Origin of the sequence: Psychroserpens mesophilus, from assembly GCF_050617655.1 — a bacterium.
GTDB lineage: Bacteria > Bacteroidota > Bacteroidia > Flavobacteriales > Flavobacteriaceae > Psychroserpens > Psychroserpens mesophilus_A.
The window spans coordinates 133,158-149,703 of the sequence record NZ_JBODQC010000004.1; the positions used below are offsets into that span (position 1 = coordinate 133,158).

Consider the following 16,546-nt stretch of genomic DNA (forward strand, 5'->3'; position numbering starts at 1 on the left):
GTTAATAAACCCTTATAAAACAAAATAAAACTAATCTTGTTTCAAGATTTTGGAATTTGGTGTTTTTGGTTTCATTAGAATTTAATTCCTATACCTCTTAACTTCCAATGTGATAGGTTTTGAATCTGCAAACCATATCAGACCGTTTTTTTCTTCTTCTTCTTGTTTAAGTTTCTTAATACAACTTTTGATATGTAAATACTCACTTGATACAATACTAAAATTGGGATAGCCACAATAATCTGACTGGCTAAATCTGGAGGTGTAATAATTGCAGAAAGTACCAAAACAATGACCAGAGCAAACTTTCTGTATTTCTTCATGATTTTTGGTGTTACCAATCCAACTTTAGTTAAAAAGTATATAATAATTGGCAGTTCAAATACAAGTCCAGAAGCTAAACTAGAGGATCGTATTATTGAAATATAAGAACTAATATCAAACTCATTTGAAATTTCAGAACTTACACTGTAGTTTCCTAAAAAGTTAATTGATAATGGTGTTACGATGTAATAACCGAATAATACACCCAAAAAGAATAAAAAAGAAGTCATAAATATAAATCCTTTTGAATATTTACGTTCATTACTTCGTAATCCAGGACTAATAAAACTCCATAATTGATAAATCACATAAGGGAATGCCAGTATAAAACCTGCAAATATAGACGTCCATATATCAGCAGAAAACTGACCTGCCATAGTTCTACTTTGAACTTTAAATGGGAATTCGGCAGCACAAAACGTTGTATCATTAACACCTATAAATTGTGAAGCCTGGCACAACCATTTATACGTTGGAAAGTCCATACGCTTGGGCGCAAAAATAATGTGTTCAAAAATGAAGCCGCTAAAGATAAAAGCAACCGTTGCACAAATTAAAATTGAAAGTGTGATGCGTATTAAATGCCATCTTAAGTCTTCAATATGATCTAAAAAAGACATTTCATCGGTATTCTTTTTTCCCATTATATAATACCTTCTTTAATTAAGTCATGAATATGAATGACGCCAGCATATTCTCCATTTTTTTCAACTAATAATTGTGAAATTCCATGTTCTTCCATGAGTTCCATGGCATCAATAGCCATCGCATCTTCGTCTATTCGTTTTGGATTACTACCCATAATATCTTTTGCACATAAGTGAATAAAATTATCACTTTTAGTTAACATTCGCCTTAAATCTCCATCCGTTATAATACCAGCAATTTTATTGTTATCGACTACAGCAGTAACACCAAGCATTTTTTCAGAAATTTCAACAATAACATCTTTGGCTGAAGTGTTTAAATTTACTTTAGGTTTTTCATTAACCGATGACAAATCAATTACACGCAAATATAAGCGTTTCCCTAAGGCTCCACCAGGATGATATTTTGCAAAATCTTTACTTGAAAATCCGCGTAACTCTAATAAACAAATAGCTAAGGCATCACCTATCACTAATTGAGCGGTAGTGCTTGTTGTTGGTGCTAAATTATTCGGACAAGCTTCTTGTTCTACATAAGTATTAAGTATATAATCTGATTGTAATGCTAGAAATGATTTATCGTTACCTGTGATAGCAATCATTTTGTTATGTGCATTTTTAATTAAAGGCACTAAAACTTTTATTTCAGGTGTATTTCCACTTTTTGAAATACAAATCACCACATCATCTTCTAAAATTAACCCTAAATCACCATGAATAGCATCTGCAGCATGCATAAATACAGATGGAGTTCCTGTAGAATTTAGAGTTGCTACAATTTTATTAGCGATTATTGCACTTTTACCAATTCCTGTAATAATAACACGACCTTTAGAGTTATATATCAATGAAACGGCATTTGCGAAGTCATCGGTTAATAAATGACTGAGATTAGCTATGGCATCACGTTCTAAATCTATGGTTTTTCTAGCGGTTTCTAGGATAGATTGTATACTATTCAAAATTAATTTTTTTTGAGTTTGATGAGTTTAAAGAAATTGTTATCTTTAGTCTTATGCAAATGTATCAAAAATACTAATAGGGATTAATGAGTATAAAAGAAATTGATATACATTCTGCACTAAAACAGTACTTTGGTTTTTCTAAATTTAAGGGACTCCAGGAGAGTGTCATACAAAGTGTTGTTGCTGGTGAGGATGTATTTGTTATAATGCCAACAGGAGGAGGGAAGTCATTGTGTTACCAACTTCCAGCATTGATAAAAGAAGGTACAGCAATTATCGTATCTCCATTAATAGCTTTAATGAAAAACCAAGTTGATGCCATTAGAGGGATCTCTAATGAAGAAGGTGTCGCTCATGTATTAAATTCTTCGTTAAATAAAACGGAAGTAAAACGCGTTAAAGAAGACATCACAAATGGAATTACTAAACTGTTATATGTGGCTCCAGAATCTTTAACTAAGGAAGAGCATGTAGAGTTTTTAAGGTCTGTTACAATTTCATTTATGGCAGTTGATGAAGCACATTGTATCAGTGAATGGGGACATGATTTTAGACCAGAATACAGAAATCTTCGGCATATAATCAAGCGTATAGGAGACAATATTCCAATTATAGGTTTAACTGCAACTGCAACTCCTAAAGTTCAAGAAGATATTTTAAAAAGTTTAGATATCACCAATGCTACTACATTTAAAGCTTCATTTAACAGGCCAAATTTATATTATGAAATACGTCCGAAGACTAAAAATGTTGATGCAGATATCATTCGTTTTGTGAAACAAAATGAAGGAAAATCTGGAATTGTATACTGTTTAAGTCGTAAGCGTGTTGAAGAATTGGCTCAAGTACTTCAGGTTAATGGTATAAAAGCAGTGCCATATCACGCTGGCTTAGATCCTAAAACCAGAGTAAAACATCAGGACATGTTTCTTATGGAAGATGCTGATGTAGTTGTGGCTACAATTGCATTTGGTATGGGAATCGACAAACCAGATGTACGCTTTGTGATACATCACGATATGCCCAAAAGTATCGAAAGTTATTATCAGGAGACAGGTAGAGCAGGACGTGATGGAGGAGAAGGTCATTGCTTAGCTTATTATGCTTATAAGGATATTGAAAAACTAGAAAAGTTTATGTCTGGTAAACCTGTTGCTGAACAGGAAATCGGACAGGCACTACTGCAGGAAGTTGTGGCTTTTGCCGAAAGTTCTGTATCTCGACGTAAATTTATATTGCATTATTTTGGTGAGGAGTTTGACAATGAAACCGGAGAAGGAGGAGATATGGACGATAATGTTCGTAATCCTAAAAAACAACATGAAGCTAAAGCAGAAGTGGTCACCTTACTAGAAACGGTTGACAAAACCAACGAAAAATATAAATCTAAAGATTTGGTTAATGTATTGGTTGGACACTCAAATGCTTTAATCTCTTCACACAAAACGGATACATTGCCTTTCTTCGGAATTGGAAAAGATCGCGATAAACGCTATTGGATGGCTTTAATTCGTCAAGTATTAGTCGCAGGTTTCCTGAAAAAAGATATTGAAACATATGGCGTTTTACGTTTGCCTCAGGCAGGTCATGATTTTATAAAGTCGCCAGAATCATTCATGATGACTGAAGATCATGTCTTTGACGAAACATCTGATGATGGGATTATTACAGCAGCTAAAGGAGGTGGAGGAGTAGCCGATGAGAAATTAATGGGTATGCTTAAAGACCTTAGAAAACGCAATGCTAAAAAATTAGGTGTGCCACCTTTTGTGATTTTTCAAGACCCTTCTTTAGAAGATATGGCCTTAAAGTATCCTATTACTTTAGAAGAGTTAAGTCATGTTCATGGTGTTGGTGATGGTAAAGCAAATAAATACGGAAAAGACTTTATAGAACTCATTTCCAGATATGTTGAAGATAATGACATTATGCGACCTGACGATTTCGTAGTTAAAAGTACAGGTTCAAATTCTGCTATAAAGCTATATATAATTCAAAATGTAGATAGGAAGTTACGTTTAGATGATATTGCATCATCTAAGGGCATGAGTATGGCAGATTTTACTAAAGAAATGGAAGCCATTGTTTTTTCTGGAACAAAACTCAACATCAATTACTGGATTGATGAAATTTTAGATGAAGAGCAACAGGAAGAAATTCATGAGTACTTTATGGAATCTGAAACCGATAAAATTTCTGATGCTATTGAAGAGTTCGATGGAGATTATGAAGAAGAAGAACTCCGTTTGTATCGTATTAAGTTTATGAGCGAAGTAGCAAATTAATTTCTAATTTACATCTATACTTAGTCACGATTGCTTCTAGGCTTGTAATAACTTTGCTAACAATTTTTTATGTTAAATGATTATTTTCTTGTTTAAAATTTTTAAAAGTAAGGAATCCTAACTATATTTGTAATGCAATAGTGCAATAATTTTAAATAAACTAAGATGAGTAAGACAATTTTTTATCATGCAGGCTGTCCAGTTTGTATAAGCGCAGAACATGACATCATCAATCTGGTTGGTTCAGAAAACGTTGAAATTGTAAATATTGGTCTTGACAGATCAAGGATTCAAGAGGCAGAAAAAGCAGGAGTAGAGTCAGTGCCAGCTTTACGAACTCCAAATGGAAATATTTTGCATATTAATTTTGGAGCTTCAATGGCTGATGTAAAAGGATGACACAACCTTATTAGTTAGGACTACTAATTAAAATAAAATGCTTTTAAATTATAGCTATTCTATAGTAGGAAATTGTGATTAATTTAATTAGGATGACTAACTTTGCCTGTCGATAAAAATCCGACAGGCTTTTTTTATAATGGATAACAGTATTTTTAATCCCAATCATCAGATAGAAAACCTTTCAAGTAAAGTTGTTTCTGGTCTTGAGCGTATTTCTGAAGTATTTAAAGTTTTACTTTGGGAAAAAGCTAAGCAAGTCGGTTTAAGTCCGATACAAATCCAGATTTTAATTTTTGTAGCCTATCACAAACAAGAATTATGTCATGTAAGTCATTTGGCTAAAGAGTTTAACGTCACCAAACCTACCATTAGTGATGCTGTTAAAATCCTAGATAAAAAACAATTAATTCTCAAAGATTACTCATCCAGCGATAGTCGAACTTACAGTATTCATTTATCTCAATTAGGACAACAAATGGTATCCGAAACTAATAATTTTGCTAATCCTTTGAAGCGGCAAATGAATAAGCTTAAACAAGCCGAACTTGAAGATGTATTCAAAACTTTAAGCGAATTAATTTATAAACTGAATCAAAATGGAACGCTAACGGTTCAGCGCACATGTTTCGGTTGTAAATATTATCAAAGACAAGACGATTCCGATTATTGCAGATTACTCGAAAAAAAATTATTACATAAAGATATAAGATTAGATTGTCCTGAGTTTGAAGAAAAAGCTTAAGACTATTTTATTCTTCTTCCTCATCAATTAAGTCATATACTGAAAAAATAATCTTATGATTTTTGCATGTCAATACAAGTTGTTTTACGGTAGAACGATCTATTTTAGCAGCATCAGCTTCTTCAATTTGAAAGTCTATTTTAGAAATACTTCTGTTAGATACATTTGAATGGTCTGATTCTAATTCTATCGTGTCTGAATCCAGTAATAATTCAAAATCATGTCCAATCACTTTAAGTTGTGCGCCTTTGACCGTTTTTATATGAAATGTACCAACAATAACGGTTTGAAAAAAATAATAACCTCCTAATTCATTAAGTCCAGCATATAGCACATTAGATTCTGAAATCGCAAAAGGATCATTGTCTATGTCTTTAATAATAACTTCAGTGTGGTCATCAACATGAAGCTTTTCCATGGCTTTAGGATTTCCGAAGGCTGCTTTTAATTTGGTTATAAAACTCATTCAATACTTATTTTTGTCAAAGCTAAATGAATTAAAGACAAAACCAAAATCAAACCTATTTCATAGTACAAAGTATTGTGTTTCAAAATGTAATTCTAGCTTCGCACTTCTAACTTAGTTTCATATCTTTGCACCTTAATTAAAATACAACAAGATGCAAGACGGTTTATACGCAAAATTTAATACCACAAAAGGCGAAATTTTGGTCGCTTTAGAATTCGAAAAAACACCTGGAACAGTAGGTAATTTCGTTGCTTTAGCTGAAGGTAATTTGGAGAATTCTGTTAAGCCTCAGGGAACTCCTTATTATGATGGATTGAAATTTCATAGAGTTATTCCAGATTTTATGATTCAAGGTGGCTGCCCTCAAGGAGCAGGTACTGGAAATCCAGGTTATAAATTTGACGATGAGTTTCATCCAGATTTAAAACATGATAGACCAGGAGTATTGTCTATGGCAAATGCAGGACCAGGAACTAATGGAAGTCAGTTTTTTATCACACATGTTGAAACGCCTTGGTTAGATAACAATCATACTGTTTTTGGTAAAGTTCAAGAAGGACAAGATGTTGTTGATGCTATTGCTCAAGGTGATGTTATTGAAACTTTAGAAATCATAAGAGTTGGTGATGCTGCCGAAAACTTTAATGCAGTTGAAGCATTCAGAACATTTGAAGGCGCAAGAGAAAAGCGAGTAGCTGCTGAACGTGAAGCTGCAAGAGCAGAATTAGACAAGCTGGCTGCAGGTTTTGAGGAAACTAAAAGCGGATTACGTTACCAGATCATTCAAAAAGGAGATGGTAAAGCTGCTGAAGCTGGTAAAATGGTTTCAGTACATTATAAAGGTCAGTTAGCTGATGGAACTGTATTTGATTCATCGTATAAAAGAAATGCACCATTAGATTTTCAAGTTGGTGTCGGACAGGTTATTCCAGGTTGGGATGAAGGAATTTGTCTGTTAAACGTAGGTGATAAAGCTCGTTTAGTCATTCCTAGTGATTTAGGTTATGGTGCTGCTGGAGCAGGAGGTGTTATTCCTCCAAACGCAACTTTGGTGTTTGATGTTGAATTGATGGATGTCAAGTAAGTAGCGAACCAATTTTGTTAATCAAAATTGCGTGAGTCACTTATACTGAATTTGTTTCAGTGTCTCATAAAAAAGATAGGAAGCTGTCTGAAAAGTATTTTAAACTGCCATTTCGAGTTGAGTTGAGAAATCTATAGTAGTAATGTCTTAGATATTTCGACTATACTCAATGATATAGTTTTAAATGAATTTTACTTTTCAGACAGCTTTTTTATAACTTAAATTTGGTGAAAATCTAACGTAAAACTAATTTGCTGATAATCTCTTTGCCTAAAGATTCGTTTAACATTTTAATGATTTTTTCTTTGCCATAACTTAATTCTTCGCGCAATACACTAGAACTTAATTGTACATAGAGTGTATCACGCTCTAAGACAATATTAGTCGTATAGTTATTGACACCATTTCCCATCATTTTAGCCCAAGCATCTCTTACATTAACTTTATCTAAGCCAGTTTGAAGATTATTAGTGTCGACAAATTCTTTTAAAATATCACTAATAGGAAGGTGTTCATTGTTGCGTTTTGCCATGCTGATTTGATAAATTATTCAATATTAATTGGCTCATACCTTTTATAAAGATACATATCTTTATTGTCATTTACGATTAATAATTGCTCTTCATTAGCATTTAAAACGGTTTCTTTCCATTTCGCATAAGGAGTAGAGTACATTAAATGCAAGCTGTCATTTTCTATCTTAAGCTCAATGCGCTCTTTGTTTGTTGATGTTTCATAGGTGCCAGATAAATTCGGTTTTAATTTGGTTCTAAACCCTGTTAAACTGTCGGTAATTTCAATGTAATCAACCGTGTCATTATACGTATAGGTTTTTTTTGAACCATCAGATAGTGTGACTTCTTCTATTTCCCAGTAACCATTAAGATGAGGTATTAATGTTTCCGGGTTTTTAGAACAACTCAGTATGATGAAGGAAAAAATAACGAAACAGATGTGTTTTAAATTCATAGTTATAATTTGAATATTTTATACGATTGATGAATTTGTTTGACAACATTTTCGGTACGTTCGGCATGTGTGTCACTTATAAATAATTGTCCGAAATTTTCATTGTCAACCAAGCCAATTATTTGTGCGACACGTTGTTCATCTAATTTATCAAAAATATCATCCAAAAGCAATAAGGGAGTTACTCCGCTTTGTTGCTTAACGAAGTCAAACTGTGCTAGTTTTAATGCAATTAAAAATGATTTTTGCTGTCCTTGACTACCAAATTTTTTAATGGGATGTGTTTCAATTTCAAAACTCAAATCATCCTTATGAATACCAACACTTGTATATTGCAAAGCTTTATCTTTATTAATACGTTGTAACAGGAGTGAGTTTAAGTCGTCATCATACAAATCACTTTTGTAAATGAGGTTTACCGATTCATTGTTATTGCTAATAGCTTCGTAGCGGTTTTTGAAAATTGGAATAAACGCTTCCAGAAATTCATGTCTCGTTTTAAAAATTTCAGAGCCATATGTGTGAAGTTGTTCGTTATAGACTTCCAAAGTCTGCTGGTTAAAAGTATTGTTTAATGCAAAATACTTAAGCAGAGCATTTCGTTGAGATAATACCTTATTGTAATTAATTAAATGGTTGAGATATCTTTTGTCGCTTTGTGAAATGACACTATCAATAAACTTGCGTCGTGTGTCACTACCTTCAATAATGAGATCACGATCTGCAGGAGAAATCATTACTAATGGAATAAAACCAATATGATCACTAAATTTTTCATAAGCTTTACCATTGCGTTTAATCATTTTTTTTTGGCCACGTTTAAGCGATACTATAATTTTTTCTGTACGTTCTTGTTTGTCAAAAATACCATCAATAACAAAAAACTCAGCATCGTGTTTGATATTTTGAGTGGCCACAGGATTAAAATAGCTTTTTCCTAAAGACAAGTGGTATATCGCATCCAGCACATTTGTTTTTCCAACACCATTAAAGCCAACAAAGCAATTAATCTTGTCATCAAATTCAAAATCTTGACTTTCAAAATTCTTGTAATTGACCAGGCTGAGGGTTTTTAAAATCATAAAACAGACAGGAATATTCGTGTTTAGGTTTCGTTCTTAGTAAGAAGAAGTAAAAATAACAAATAATTTACCTTTTAAATCCCAATAAAAATTTTATTTTTGCGGGCACAAATATAGAATTATGGCAACTTATAAGAAAAGAGGTTACAAACCAAAAACAAAAGCTGAGAAAGTTGAAGCTATAGAAGAAAACTCAACAACTGCTGAAGTTTTTAATACCTTAGATGAAGGAGCTTCTAAAGCTGAAGATTGGGCTGTTAAGAATCAGAAGAATATTTTTATTGTTGTTGGTCTTGCTGCTGCAATAGTATTAGGATATTTAGGCTACAATAAATTTATTGCTGAACCTAACGCAGATGAGGCTATGAATGAGATGTTTACAGCTCAAAAGTATTTTGAAGAGGCTGTCAATGGTACTGCTAAAGATTCATTATACAACTTATCATTAAATGGTGGTGAAGGAAAGTATGGCATGTTGGATATTGTTAACGAATATGGTAGTACACCAGCCGGAAACCTTGCTAATTATTATGCAGGTATGGCCTATTTAAATCTCAAGGATTACACCAATGCGGTTAAACATTTAAGTGATTTTAATACTGATGATGCTGTTTTAGATCCTGTTGCTAAAGGTGGTATTGGCGATGCATTTGTACAACTGAACCAACCAGAAGATGCTTTAGAATATTATGAAAAAGCAATTGCAGCATCCACTAATGATTATACAACACCAATGTATTTGTTTAAAGCGGCTAATGTGGCTTTAGAACTTGGTCAAGCTGATAAAGCTCTAGGATATTTCAAAAGAATAAAAGAAGAATTTTCTAAATCTGCTGAAGCTACTAATATTGATGTATTTATAGGAAGAGCAGAAGCTAAGAACTAAATATGGCAACTGCAAACCATAACTTATCAAATTACGATAAAAATACAATCCCAAACGCGAAAGATTTTCGGTTTGGGATTGTTGTTTCAGAATGGAATGATACTATAACTAACGGACTCTATAAAGGTGCTTTAGATGCATTAATTGATTGTGGAGCATTACCTGAAAATATAATTAAATGGGATGTGCCTGGAAGTTTTGAGTTGATTTACGGCTCCAAAAAAATGACAACTCAAAATGTCGATGTTGTTATTGCAATAGGCTGTGTGATTCAAGGCGAAACTAAACATTTCGATTTTGTATGTGATGGTGTAACGCAAGGCATTAAAGAATTAAACCTAACCACCAATACTCCTGTTATTTTTTGTGTACTCACCGATAATAACATGCAGCAATCTATAGATCGTTCTGGAGGAAAGCATGGTAATAAAGGCACCGAAGCTGCAATAGCTGCCATAAAAATGGCAGATTTAAACTTAAAGTAATTTTTAATTTAGTTGGTTTTAGTTTTTTATAACTTCAGCTGATGTTAACAATTTTTAGGACTTCAATCTCTATATTTCCTTGTAAATTCAGTACTTTTGGGATATAACATCTATTAGGTTTTGCAGTGAACTTATTTCAGCAACGAAAACATAAACGCTTCAGTTATATACCTAGGCATCTAAGGAATTCTGAGAACAATTCAGATGAGACTATCAGATCGCAATGGAAAACGGTTAGAAATCAAGGTAAAAACAGAAGTAAATCAATTAACAAATTAGTATTATTATTAATTGTTTTAGGAATGATAATTGCAGTTTGGTTACTTTTAAGTCACTACGAAATATCATAATTATGGGAATTCTACACACACGCAAGAACAAAAAATACAGCTATACACCTCGATATTATAAAGGTGAAGGTAATCCTTATGAACTTAAACACAAGTTTGATGAGTATCGCGTTACCGCTACAAGTGATAAAGGTTTAAAAACTAAAATTAATAATGCTTTTGAGGATTATAAATACAATGAAGATACATCTGGTGCTAACAGACGCATCATGCTTATTGTTGGTGTTTTAATTTTAGTGTTTTTATTTGTCATCGATTTTGATCTCTCTATTTTCTTTTCAGACCGCTAATGGCAGACATTATTCAACTTTTACCAGATCATGTTGCTAACCAAATTGCAGCAGGCGAAGTCGTACAGCGTCCAGCTTCAGTAGTTAAAGAATTACTTGAAAATGCTATTGATGCTGAATCTACAAGTATTAAACTTATTGTTAAAGATGCTGGAAAAACCTTAATTCAAGTCATAGATGACGGAAAAGGAATGAGTACAACAGATGCGCGATTAAGTTTCGAACGTCATGCGACCTCTAAAATTCGTTCTGCTGAAGACTTGTTCAGTATCAATACTAAAGGATTTCGTGGAGAAGCTCTTGCAAGTATTGCTGCTATTGCTCATGTAGAATTAAAAACCAAGCAAGAACAAAATGAGCTTGGTACTCAAATTGAAATTGAAGGTAGCGACATAAAATCTCAAGAGGTTGTTGTGACACCAAAGGGAACGTCTGTAGCCGTTAAACATTTGTTTTATAACATTCCTGCAAGGCGAAATTTTTTAAAATCAGATACTGTTGAATTAAGGCATATTATTGATGAGTTTCATCGTGTAGCTCTGGCACATCCTGATATTTCTTTTATGATGTACCACAACGGAAGTGAAAATTTCAACCTTCCAAAGAGCAATTACAGACAACGAGTGGTGAATATTTTTGGTACAAAAACTAATGAAAAACTTGTTCCTGTGGAAGAAGAAACAGAAGTTTTAAAAATATCAGGTTTTGTAGGTAAGCCTGAGTTTTCCAGAAAAACAAAAACCGAACAATTCTTTTTTGTTAACAACCGTTTTATTAAAAGTGCTTACCTTAATCATGCTATAAATTCAGCATTTGAAGGTTTAATTAAAGAAGGAAGCCACCCAAGTTATTTCTTGAACCTTACGGTTGATCCAAAAACCATAGATATCAATATTCATCCGACAAAAACTGAAATTAAGTTTGACGATGAGCACACACTATATGCCATTTTACGGTCGTCTGTTAAACATAGTTTAGGACAGTTTAATATTGCTCCAGTGCTGGATTTTGAGCGTGACAAAAACCTTGATACACCTTATAATTTTGAAGGTAAACACGTATCTAACCCAACTGTTGAAGTCGATAGAAGTTTCAATCCGTTTCAAGAGGAAAGATTGTCAGGCAAATCTGGTGGTTTTTCTATGCCATATAAAAAAGAAGCAGCTGCACAATGGGAAAGTTTATATGTCGGACTTGAAAGTAAAGGCACGAAAACAACACAAGAATTCAGTGAGATTCAAGTAGAAAGTCAACATGAAAGTCAATCACTTTTTAATGAAAAGCATGCAATTGAATCTACGCAAACAACCTATCAACTGCACAATAAATATATCATAAGTACGATAAAATCTGGTATGCTGATTATCGATCAGCATCGTGCGCATCAACGGATACTTTATGAAAGCTTATTAAAGCATACGATGATTAAAGAAGCTGTAAGTCAGCAGTTGTTGTTTCCATTGCAATTACAATTTTCGTCTTCTGAAATGGAATTGCTAAAACAATTAAAAGAAGATTTAGAACATACAGGTTTTGTGTTTTCAAAGTTTGAAGATAGTGAGATTGAAATAACAGGCGTTCCTGTAAATGTACCCGAAAGTGAAGTTTCTATTATTTTAGAACAACTTATTAGTGATGTCGAGCAAGAAGTGCCAGATAGTAATTTTAGTTCAACAGACTTATTGGCTAAATCATTGTCTAAAAGTTTAGCAATTAAAACAGGGCATACGCTAACAAATATGGAACAAGAACACTTGGTAAATAGTTTGTTTGCCTGTAAGGAACCTTCGGTTTCACCAACTAACAGAACCACATTTATTACGATGAGTGTAGATGATTTTGATAAAAAATTTATGTAATTAATTTATGATGAGAGGCATTACAGATACCGTTAAACACTTAATTATTATCAATGTAATTATGTTTGTAGGAACACTAACCATTGGTAATGGAGAGTTGTTCTATCAATGGTTTGCATTGTACTTTCCTAAAAATGAATTATTTCAGCCTTGGCAAATCATTACACATATGTTTATGCATGGAGGAGTAACTCATATCTTATTCAATATGTTCGCCTTATGGATGTTTGGTACAGCTGTTGAGGCACAATTGGGAAGTAAGAAGTTCTTGTTCATTTATATGTCTGCGGGATTTGGAGCCGTACTATTTCAATTAGGCTATTACTATTTTAATTATATGCCTTTGTATTCAGAGTTAATTTCTAGTGGATTAACTAGTACAGAGATTACTCAAATGTTTACTACAAATGAACTTATTCAAGGTGTGACTGAAAGTCAATTAGCTTTATTAAAGGAAGGATTTCCTATGTATAATGCTTCCATGGTTGGAGCATCTGGTTGTATTATGGGAATTTTAGCCGCTTTCGGAATGATGAATCCTGAAGCAAAGCTCATGTTGATTTTCTTGCCCATTCCTATAAAAGCCAAGTACTTTATTCCTGGGATAATCCTTTTAGATGTCATTTCTGCTCTTACTGGTCAATCGTTTTTTAGTCCAAGTAATACAGCTTATATGGCTCACGTTGGAGGTGCGTTAACAGGATTTATCATTATGTGGTACTGGAAAAAAAATCAGTTTAATCAAAATCGTTGGGATCGATGACCTCGTTATCATACGACATAAAAGACAAGCTTAAAAACCTTAATATTTTTGAAAAGATTATTGCTGTTAATGTTATCATCTTTTTTGCAAGCTGGTTGATTGCTGTTGTCTTAAAAATTCCGAGAGAATCGACTTTAACTTGGTTAGAGTTACCAAAGGATTTTTTAGATTTTATAGTGCAACCATGGTCTATTATTAGCTATGGCTTTTTACACTATCGACCGTTTCACCTGTTGTTTAATATGATTGTTCTGTATTTTGTATCCAGAACCATGGTTAATTTATTTCCAAGAAACCAATCGTTAAGCATTTATTTTCTTGGTATCATAGCAGGAGGATTGGCGTATGTATCAGTTTACAATATTATGCCAGAGCATTTATCATCTAAAGTAGGTTCGTTGGTAGGTGCATCAGCAGGTGTTAATGCGTTACTAATTTTTATTTGCGCTTATATGCCTTATCGGGAAACTCAGTTCTTTGCAATTAAAATTAAATTATGGCATATTGGATTAGCGATTGTTGTTATTGATTTTGTTGGTCTTTTTGGAATAAATCAAGGTGGTAAAGTAGCTCATCTTGGAGGAAGCCTATTAGGATATTTATATGCAACACAATTACTTAAAGGAAAAGATATTGGTAAAAGTTTTGGAGAGTTTATAGATAGGATTTCAAGCTTTTTTAAACAAAAACCAACACTTAAGACCGTTCATAAAAATAAAAAGAAACCATTTGCTGGTCATAATAAAGAGCAGTTTAGTGAGTTTAATAATCAAAAAAAGATTGACCTTATACTCGATAAAATAAGTAAAAGTGGTTATGATAGTTTAACCAAAGAAGAAAAAGCATTTCTATTTAAAGCAGGTAAAGACTAGCTATTCATAAATGAAAAATCTTAAAGGTTTTCACAAGTTAATATTTGTTGTCAATTCATTGATGGCATTTGCCTTGTTATTATCTTATGTGTTGCCTTATATGGCTCCGAAACAATTTGCAATTCTATCTGTATTGAGTTTAGCTGTACCTGCGCTAATTATTATTAATATTCTATTTGCCGTGTACTGGTTGCTTAATGTGAAACGCCAGCTGTTGTTGTCGCTTATCGTTCTTACTATTGGTTATAATCATGTGTTTTCTCTGTATAAATTTTCCTCATCTAAAAATGTAGATGACAGTCAGAATATTTCAGTAATGAATTATAATGTACGCTTGTTCAATGTGTTCGATTGGATAAAAGACGCAAATATAAAGCAGGACATTTCTAATTTTATTATTGAAAAGCAGCCAGATATATTATGTATACAAGAATATAGGCCAGATGCTGAGGTTACTCTTGACGGTTATTATAAATATGAAGAGTTATCTGGCAAGCAGGTTAAAAATGGTCAAGCAATATTGACTAAGTTTCCCATCATAAATTCTGGTTCTATTGAGTTTCCAAACACGTCTAATAATGCTATTTTTGCTGATATAGTTAAAGGTTCAGATACCATTAGAATTTATAATGTTCACTTGCAATCTTTAGGAATTGATCCCACTGTTGAAAAATTAAAGAATGAAGATTCTGAAAATTTATTTAAGCGTGTGAGCAGCACTTTTAAAATGCAACAATTTCAGACTGAACTTTTTTTAATGCATAAAAAGGAATGTCCCTATAAAATGATAATTTGCGGAGACTTTAATAATACGGCATATTCTTATGTATATAAAGAAATTAAAGGAGACCTTAAAGACGCTTTTAAGCAATCAGGAAATGGTTTCGGACGTACATTTGATTTCAAGTTTTTTCCAGTGAGGATAGACTTTGTTCTTGTTGATCAAAGCTTTAAAGTTAATTCTTTTAAAACTTTTGACGTTAAGCTATCTGATCATTATCCTGTTATGGCTAAAGTTAAGCTGGAAAAATAGAGGACTTGATTTTCTGTTTAGTTGTTATGCGTTAAGTCGTTGATTTGTTAAGCTATAGTGTTGTAAACTGAATTCTTTTCGAATTTTTTTACAAAACAACAAACAGCATTCTACATCATCAAGCAATCTACAGTATCTGCTAGAATATGAATTAATAAACCAACACCTAAAATTCTTGTTTTTTTAAGGATTGCCAAGCATACATATACGGCAATAGCAATGTAGGAGTGAAGTGGATGAAAATTGATACTACAACGGTTAGAATCAAATATTGGAGTTGCTAAAAGATGATCTAAATCGATTAGCATTGTACTAATCATGATCACAAAGGCTATTTTCCATTGATTTTTAAAACATAAAAGTGCAACCCATAAAGGAACTAAAAAATGAATTCCGTAATGAGCAATTGGTTGTAACATTATAGATGTAGTTTTTGAGATTCTAAATATATAGTGGTGTTTGGGCCTTCATTAAAGAGTAAATCCAAAATGCTTAAGTTTTGTAGAAAACCATGTTTGTCATCAAATACCTGAGCATAAGGTGTGAAGTTTTGGTCAATTTCTTTTCTACTGTTAGCTAAAGGTCTTGCATCTAAAGTGTTAATGGGTTTCTTTTGAAAACGTTGCGTTGTTTCATATTCAAATGGTAATTGAAGACATTCGAAAATAAATTCTAAGCACTTGAAATTAAAGTCCATAATATTGTTAGCTTCAACTTCAAATAAAGGTTTTAAATCATCGATATAAAACTCAAAAAAAGGGGAAGCACTATAAGCAGATTCTAACGATTTTAAATGTAAATCCTGCCAGTTGTCAATGTTAGAGATATTTACATCTTTGTATAGTTGACGATTTTTTTGGGTGTAATGAACAGGGATGTTCAAATCTAATCTTCCGTTTGCACCATAAATAGTAGCTCTGTTTCTATAGGTTTGTTTTTGATAGTTATCACTAATTTCAAAGACAAGAGTCTCAGCCTTTGCCATTGCTACAAAATGAGCAATACTGGGAAAGTATGTAGGATGTATTAAGACTTTCAT

The 16,546-nt window shown here is 32.8% G+C and carries 19 protein-coding genes; 11 read left to right on the forward strand and 8 right to left on the reverse strand.

From position 1 onward, the window contains the following. Window positions 1-137 precede the first annotated feature (137 nt). The gene (gene tatC / locus ACRHNM_RS09250) at window positions 138-968 is read right to left on the reverse strand and encodes a twin-arginine translocase subunit TatC (RefSeq protein ID WP_431135869.1); all 831 of its coding nucleotides are present in this window, start codon (window positions 966-968) and stop codon (window positions 138-140) included. Next, window positions 968-1,933 carry a KpsF/GutQ family sugar-phosphate isomerase gene (locus ACRHNM_RS09255; protein WP_431135871.1) on the reverse strand — a complete coding sequence of 322 codons (966 nt, stop codon included), beginning with the start codon at window positions 1,931-1,933 and terminating at the stop codon, window positions 968-970. Before ACRHNM_RS09255 ends, tatC begins: the two co-directional genes overlap by 1 nt. Before the next feature lie 86 nt (window positions 1,934-2,019). On the opposite strand from ACRHNM_RS09255, the gene recQ reads away from it, so the two are divergent. The 3 genes from recQ (at window position 2,020) to ACRHNM_RS09270 (ending at window position 5,365) form a co-directional block, all read left to right on the forward strand. Next, a complete protein-coding gene (recQ, locus tag ACRHNM_RS09260; protein ID WP_431135873.1) occupies window positions 2,020-4,221 on the forward strand; it encodes a DNA helicase RecQ in 2,202 nt (733 codons plus the stop codon). Between the two features lie 165 nt (window positions 4,222-4,386). Then, the gene (locus ACRHNM_RS09265; RefSeq protein ID WP_431135875.1) at window positions 4,387-4,620 is read left to right on the forward strand and encodes a thioredoxin family protein; all 234 of its coding nucleotides are present in this window, start codon (window positions 4,387-4,389) and stop codon (window positions 4,618-4,620) included. Between the two features lie 139 nt (window positions 4,621-4,759). After that, the gene (locus tag ACRHNM_RS09270) at window positions 4,760-5,365 is read left to right on the forward strand and encodes a MarR family winged helix-turn-helix transcriptional regulator (protein ID WP_431135876.1); all 606 of its coding nucleotides are present in this window, start codon (window positions 4,760-4,762) and stop codon (window positions 5,363-5,365) included. A 7-nt stretch (window positions 5,366-5,372) separates the two neighbouring features. Here the strand turns inward: ACRHNM_RS09270 and ACRHNM_RS09275 are convergent, their stop codons facing one another. After that, the gene (locus ACRHNM_RS09275; RefSeq protein ID WP_431135877.1) at window positions 5,373-5,831 is read right to left on the reverse strand and encodes a hypothetical protein; all 459 of its coding nucleotides are present in this window, start codon (window positions 5,829-5,831) and stop codon (window positions 5,373-5,375) included. A gap of 154 nt (window positions 5,832-5,985) precedes the next feature. On the opposite strand from ACRHNM_RS09275, the gene ACRHNM_RS09280 reads away from it, so the two are divergent. After that, window positions 5,986-6,918 (forward strand): peptidylprolyl isomerase, encoded by a 933-nt coding sequence (locus tag ACRHNM_RS09280; RefSeq protein WP_431135879.1) that lies wholly within the window; start codon window positions 5,986-5,988, stop codon window positions 6,916-6,918. 235 nt (window positions 6,919-7,153) lie between these two features. On the opposite strand, the gene ACRHNM_RS09285 is transcribed toward ACRHNM_RS09280, so the two are convergent. Genes ACRHNM_RS09285 through recF form a run of 3 tightly spaced genes read right to left on the reverse strand, consistent with a single transcriptional unit; the run spans window position 7,154 to window position 8,969 of the window. Further along, window positions 7,154-7,450, reverse strand: coding sequence for a DUF721 domain-containing protein (locus ACRHNM_RS09285; protein WP_431135881.1), 297 nt, complete (start codon window positions 7,448-7,450; stop codon window positions 7,154-7,156). Between the two features lie 14 nt (window positions 7,451-7,464). Next, window positions 7,465-7,887, reverse strand: a complete 423-nt coding sequence (locus tag ACRHNM_RS09290) for a lipocalin family protein (RefSeq protein ID WP_431135882.1) — start codon at window positions 7,885-7,887, stop codon at window positions 7,465-7,467. A gap of 2 nt (window positions 7,888-7,889) precedes the next feature. Then, window positions 7,890-8,969 (reverse strand): DNA replication/repair protein RecF, encoded by a 1,080-nt coding sequence (gene recF / locus ACRHNM_RS09295; RefSeq protein ID WP_431135884.1) that lies wholly within the window; start codon window positions 8,967-8,969, stop codon window positions 7,890-7,892. A gap of 121 nt (window positions 8,970-9,090) precedes the next feature. Here recF and ACRHNM_RS09300 point away from each other — a divergent pair, with 121 nt between their 5' ends. The 7 genes from ACRHNM_RS09300 (at window position 9,091) to ACRHNM_RS09330 (ending at window position 15,507) form a co-directional block, all read left to right on the forward strand. Further along, entirely contained in the window at window positions 9,091-9,855 is a 765-nt protein-coding gene (locus ACRHNM_RS09300; protein WP_431135886.1) for a tetratricopeptide repeat protein, read from the forward strand. A gap of 2 nt (window positions 9,856-9,857) precedes the next feature. Then, window positions 9,858-10,340: a 6,7-dimethyl-8-ribityllumazine synthase gene (gene ribH / locus ACRHNM_RS09305; RefSeq protein WP_431135887.1), complete on the forward strand. Its 483-nt coding sequence runs from the start codon at window positions 9,858-9,860 to the stop codon at window positions 10,338-10,340. Window positions 10,341-10,692: 352 nt separating this feature from the next. Continuing rightward, window positions 10,693-10,980, forward strand: coding sequence for a riboflavin synthase subunit beta (locus tag ACRHNM_RS09310; protein WP_431135889.1), 288 nt, complete (start codon window positions 10,693-10,695; stop codon window positions 10,978-10,980). Next, window positions 10,980-12,839, forward strand: a complete 1,860-nt coding sequence (gene mutL / locus ACRHNM_RS09315; RefSeq protein WP_431135891.1) for a DNA mismatch repair endonuclease MutL — start codon at window positions 10,980-10,982, stop codon at window positions 12,837-12,839. Before ACRHNM_RS09310 ends, mutL begins: the two co-directional genes overlap by 1 nt. Window positions 12,840-12,849: 10 nt before the next feature. Next, window positions 12,850-13,602, forward strand: a complete 753-nt coding sequence (locus tag ACRHNM_RS09320; RefSeq protein WP_431136218.1) for a rhomboid family intramembrane serine protease — start codon at window positions 12,850-12,852, stop codon at window positions 13,600-13,602. Then, entirely contained in the window at window positions 13,599-14,474 is an 876-nt protein-coding gene (locus ACRHNM_RS09325; RefSeq protein ID WP_431135893.1) for a rhomboid family intramembrane serine protease, read from the forward strand. The genes ACRHNM_RS09320 and ACRHNM_RS09325 overlap by 4 nt, the downstream gene beginning before the upstream one ends. Window positions 14,475-14,484: 10 nt before the next feature. Further along, complete coding sequence (locus tag ACRHNM_RS09330; protein ID WP_431135895.1) at window positions 14,485-15,507, forward strand: endonuclease/exonuclease/phosphatase family protein; 1,023 nt, start codon at window positions 14,485-14,487, stop codon at window positions 15,505-15,507. Between the two features lie 110 nt (window positions 15,508-15,617). Here ACRHNM_RS09330 and ACRHNM_RS09335 read toward each other — a convergent pair whose 3' ends face one another. Further along, window positions 15,618-15,926: a DUF6122 family protein gene (locus ACRHNM_RS09335; RefSeq protein ID WP_431135897.1), complete on the reverse strand. Its 309-nt coding sequence runs from the start codon at window positions 15,924-15,926 to the stop codon at window positions 15,618-15,620. Continuing rightward, window positions 15,926-16,546 carry a WbqC family protein gene (locus tag ACRHNM_RS09340; protein ID WP_431135899.1) on the reverse strand — a complete coding sequence of 207 codons (621 nt, stop codon included), beginning with the start codon at window positions 16,544-16,546 and terminating at the stop codon, window positions 15,926-15,928. The genes ACRHNM_RS09335 and ACRHNM_RS09340 overlap by 1 nt, the downstream gene beginning before the upstream one ends.

Coding starts and splice junctions, on each gene's coding strand:
- ACRHNM_RS09320 (WP_431136218.1), top strand. CDS start 12,850: ATGAGAGGCATTACAGATACCGTTAAACACTTAATTATTATCAATGTA.
- ACRHNM_RS09330 (WP_431135895.1), top strand. CDS start 14,485: ATGAAAAATCTTAAAGGTTTTCACAAGTTAATATTTGTTGTCAATTCA.
- ACRHNM_RS09275 (WP_431135877.1), bottom strand. CDS start 5,831: ATGAGTTTTATAACCAAATTAAAAGCAGCCTTCGGAAATCCTAAAGCC.
- ACRHNM_RS09335 (WP_431135897.1), bottom strand. CDS start 15,926: ATGTTACAACCAATTGCTCATTACGGAATTCATTTTTTAGTTCCTTTA.
- ACRHNM_RS09270 (WP_431135876.1), top strand. CDS start 4,760: ATGGATAACAGTATTTTTAATCCCAATCATCAGATAGAAAACCTTTCA.
- ACRHNM_RS09340 (WP_431135899.1), bottom strand. CDS start 16,546: ATGAAAGTCTTAATACATCCTACATACTTTCCCAGTATTGCTCATTTT.
- ACRHNM_RS09290 (WP_431135882.1), bottom strand. CDS start 7,887: ATGAATTTAAAACACATCTGTTTCGTTATTTTTTCCTTCATCATACTG.
- ACRHNM_RS09325 (WP_431135893.1), top strand. CDS start 13,599: ATGACCTCGTTATCATACGACATAAAAGACAAGCTTAAAAACCTTAAT.
- tatC (WP_431135869.1), bottom strand. CDS start 968: ATGGGAAAAAAGAATACCGATGAAATGTCTTTTTTAGATCATATTGAA.
- ACRHNM_RS09285 (WP_431135881.1), bottom strand. CDS start 7,450: ATGGCAAAACGCAACAATGAACACCTTCCTATTAGTGATATTTTAAAA.
- recQ (WP_431135873.1), top strand. CDS start 2,020: ATGAGTATAAAAGAAATTGATATACATTCTGCACTAAAACAGTACTTT.
- recF (WP_431135884.1), bottom strand. CDS start 8,969: ATGATTTTAAAAACCCTCAGCCTGGTCAATTACAAGAATTTTGAAAGT.
- ACRHNM_RS09310 (WP_431135889.1), top strand. CDS start 10,693: ATGGGAATTCTACACACACGCAAGAACAAAAAATACAGCTATACACCT.
- ribH (WP_431135887.1), top strand. CDS start 9,858: ATGGCAACTGCAAACCATAACTTATCAAATTACGATAAAAATACAATC.
- ACRHNM_RS09300 (WP_431135886.1), top strand. CDS start 9,091: ATGGCAACTTATAAGAAAAGAGGTTACAAACCAAAAACAAAAGCTGAG.
- ACRHNM_RS09265 (WP_431135875.1), top strand. CDS start 4,387: ATGAGTAAGACAATTTTTTATCATGCAGGCTGTCCAGTTTGTATAAGC.
- ACRHNM_RS09280 (WP_431135879.1), top strand. CDS start 5,986: ATGCAAGACGGTTTATACGCAAAATTTAATACCACAAAAGGCGAAATT.
- mutL (WP_431135891.1), top strand. CDS start 10,980: ATGGCAGACATTATTCAACTTTTACCAGATCATGTTGCTAACCAAATT.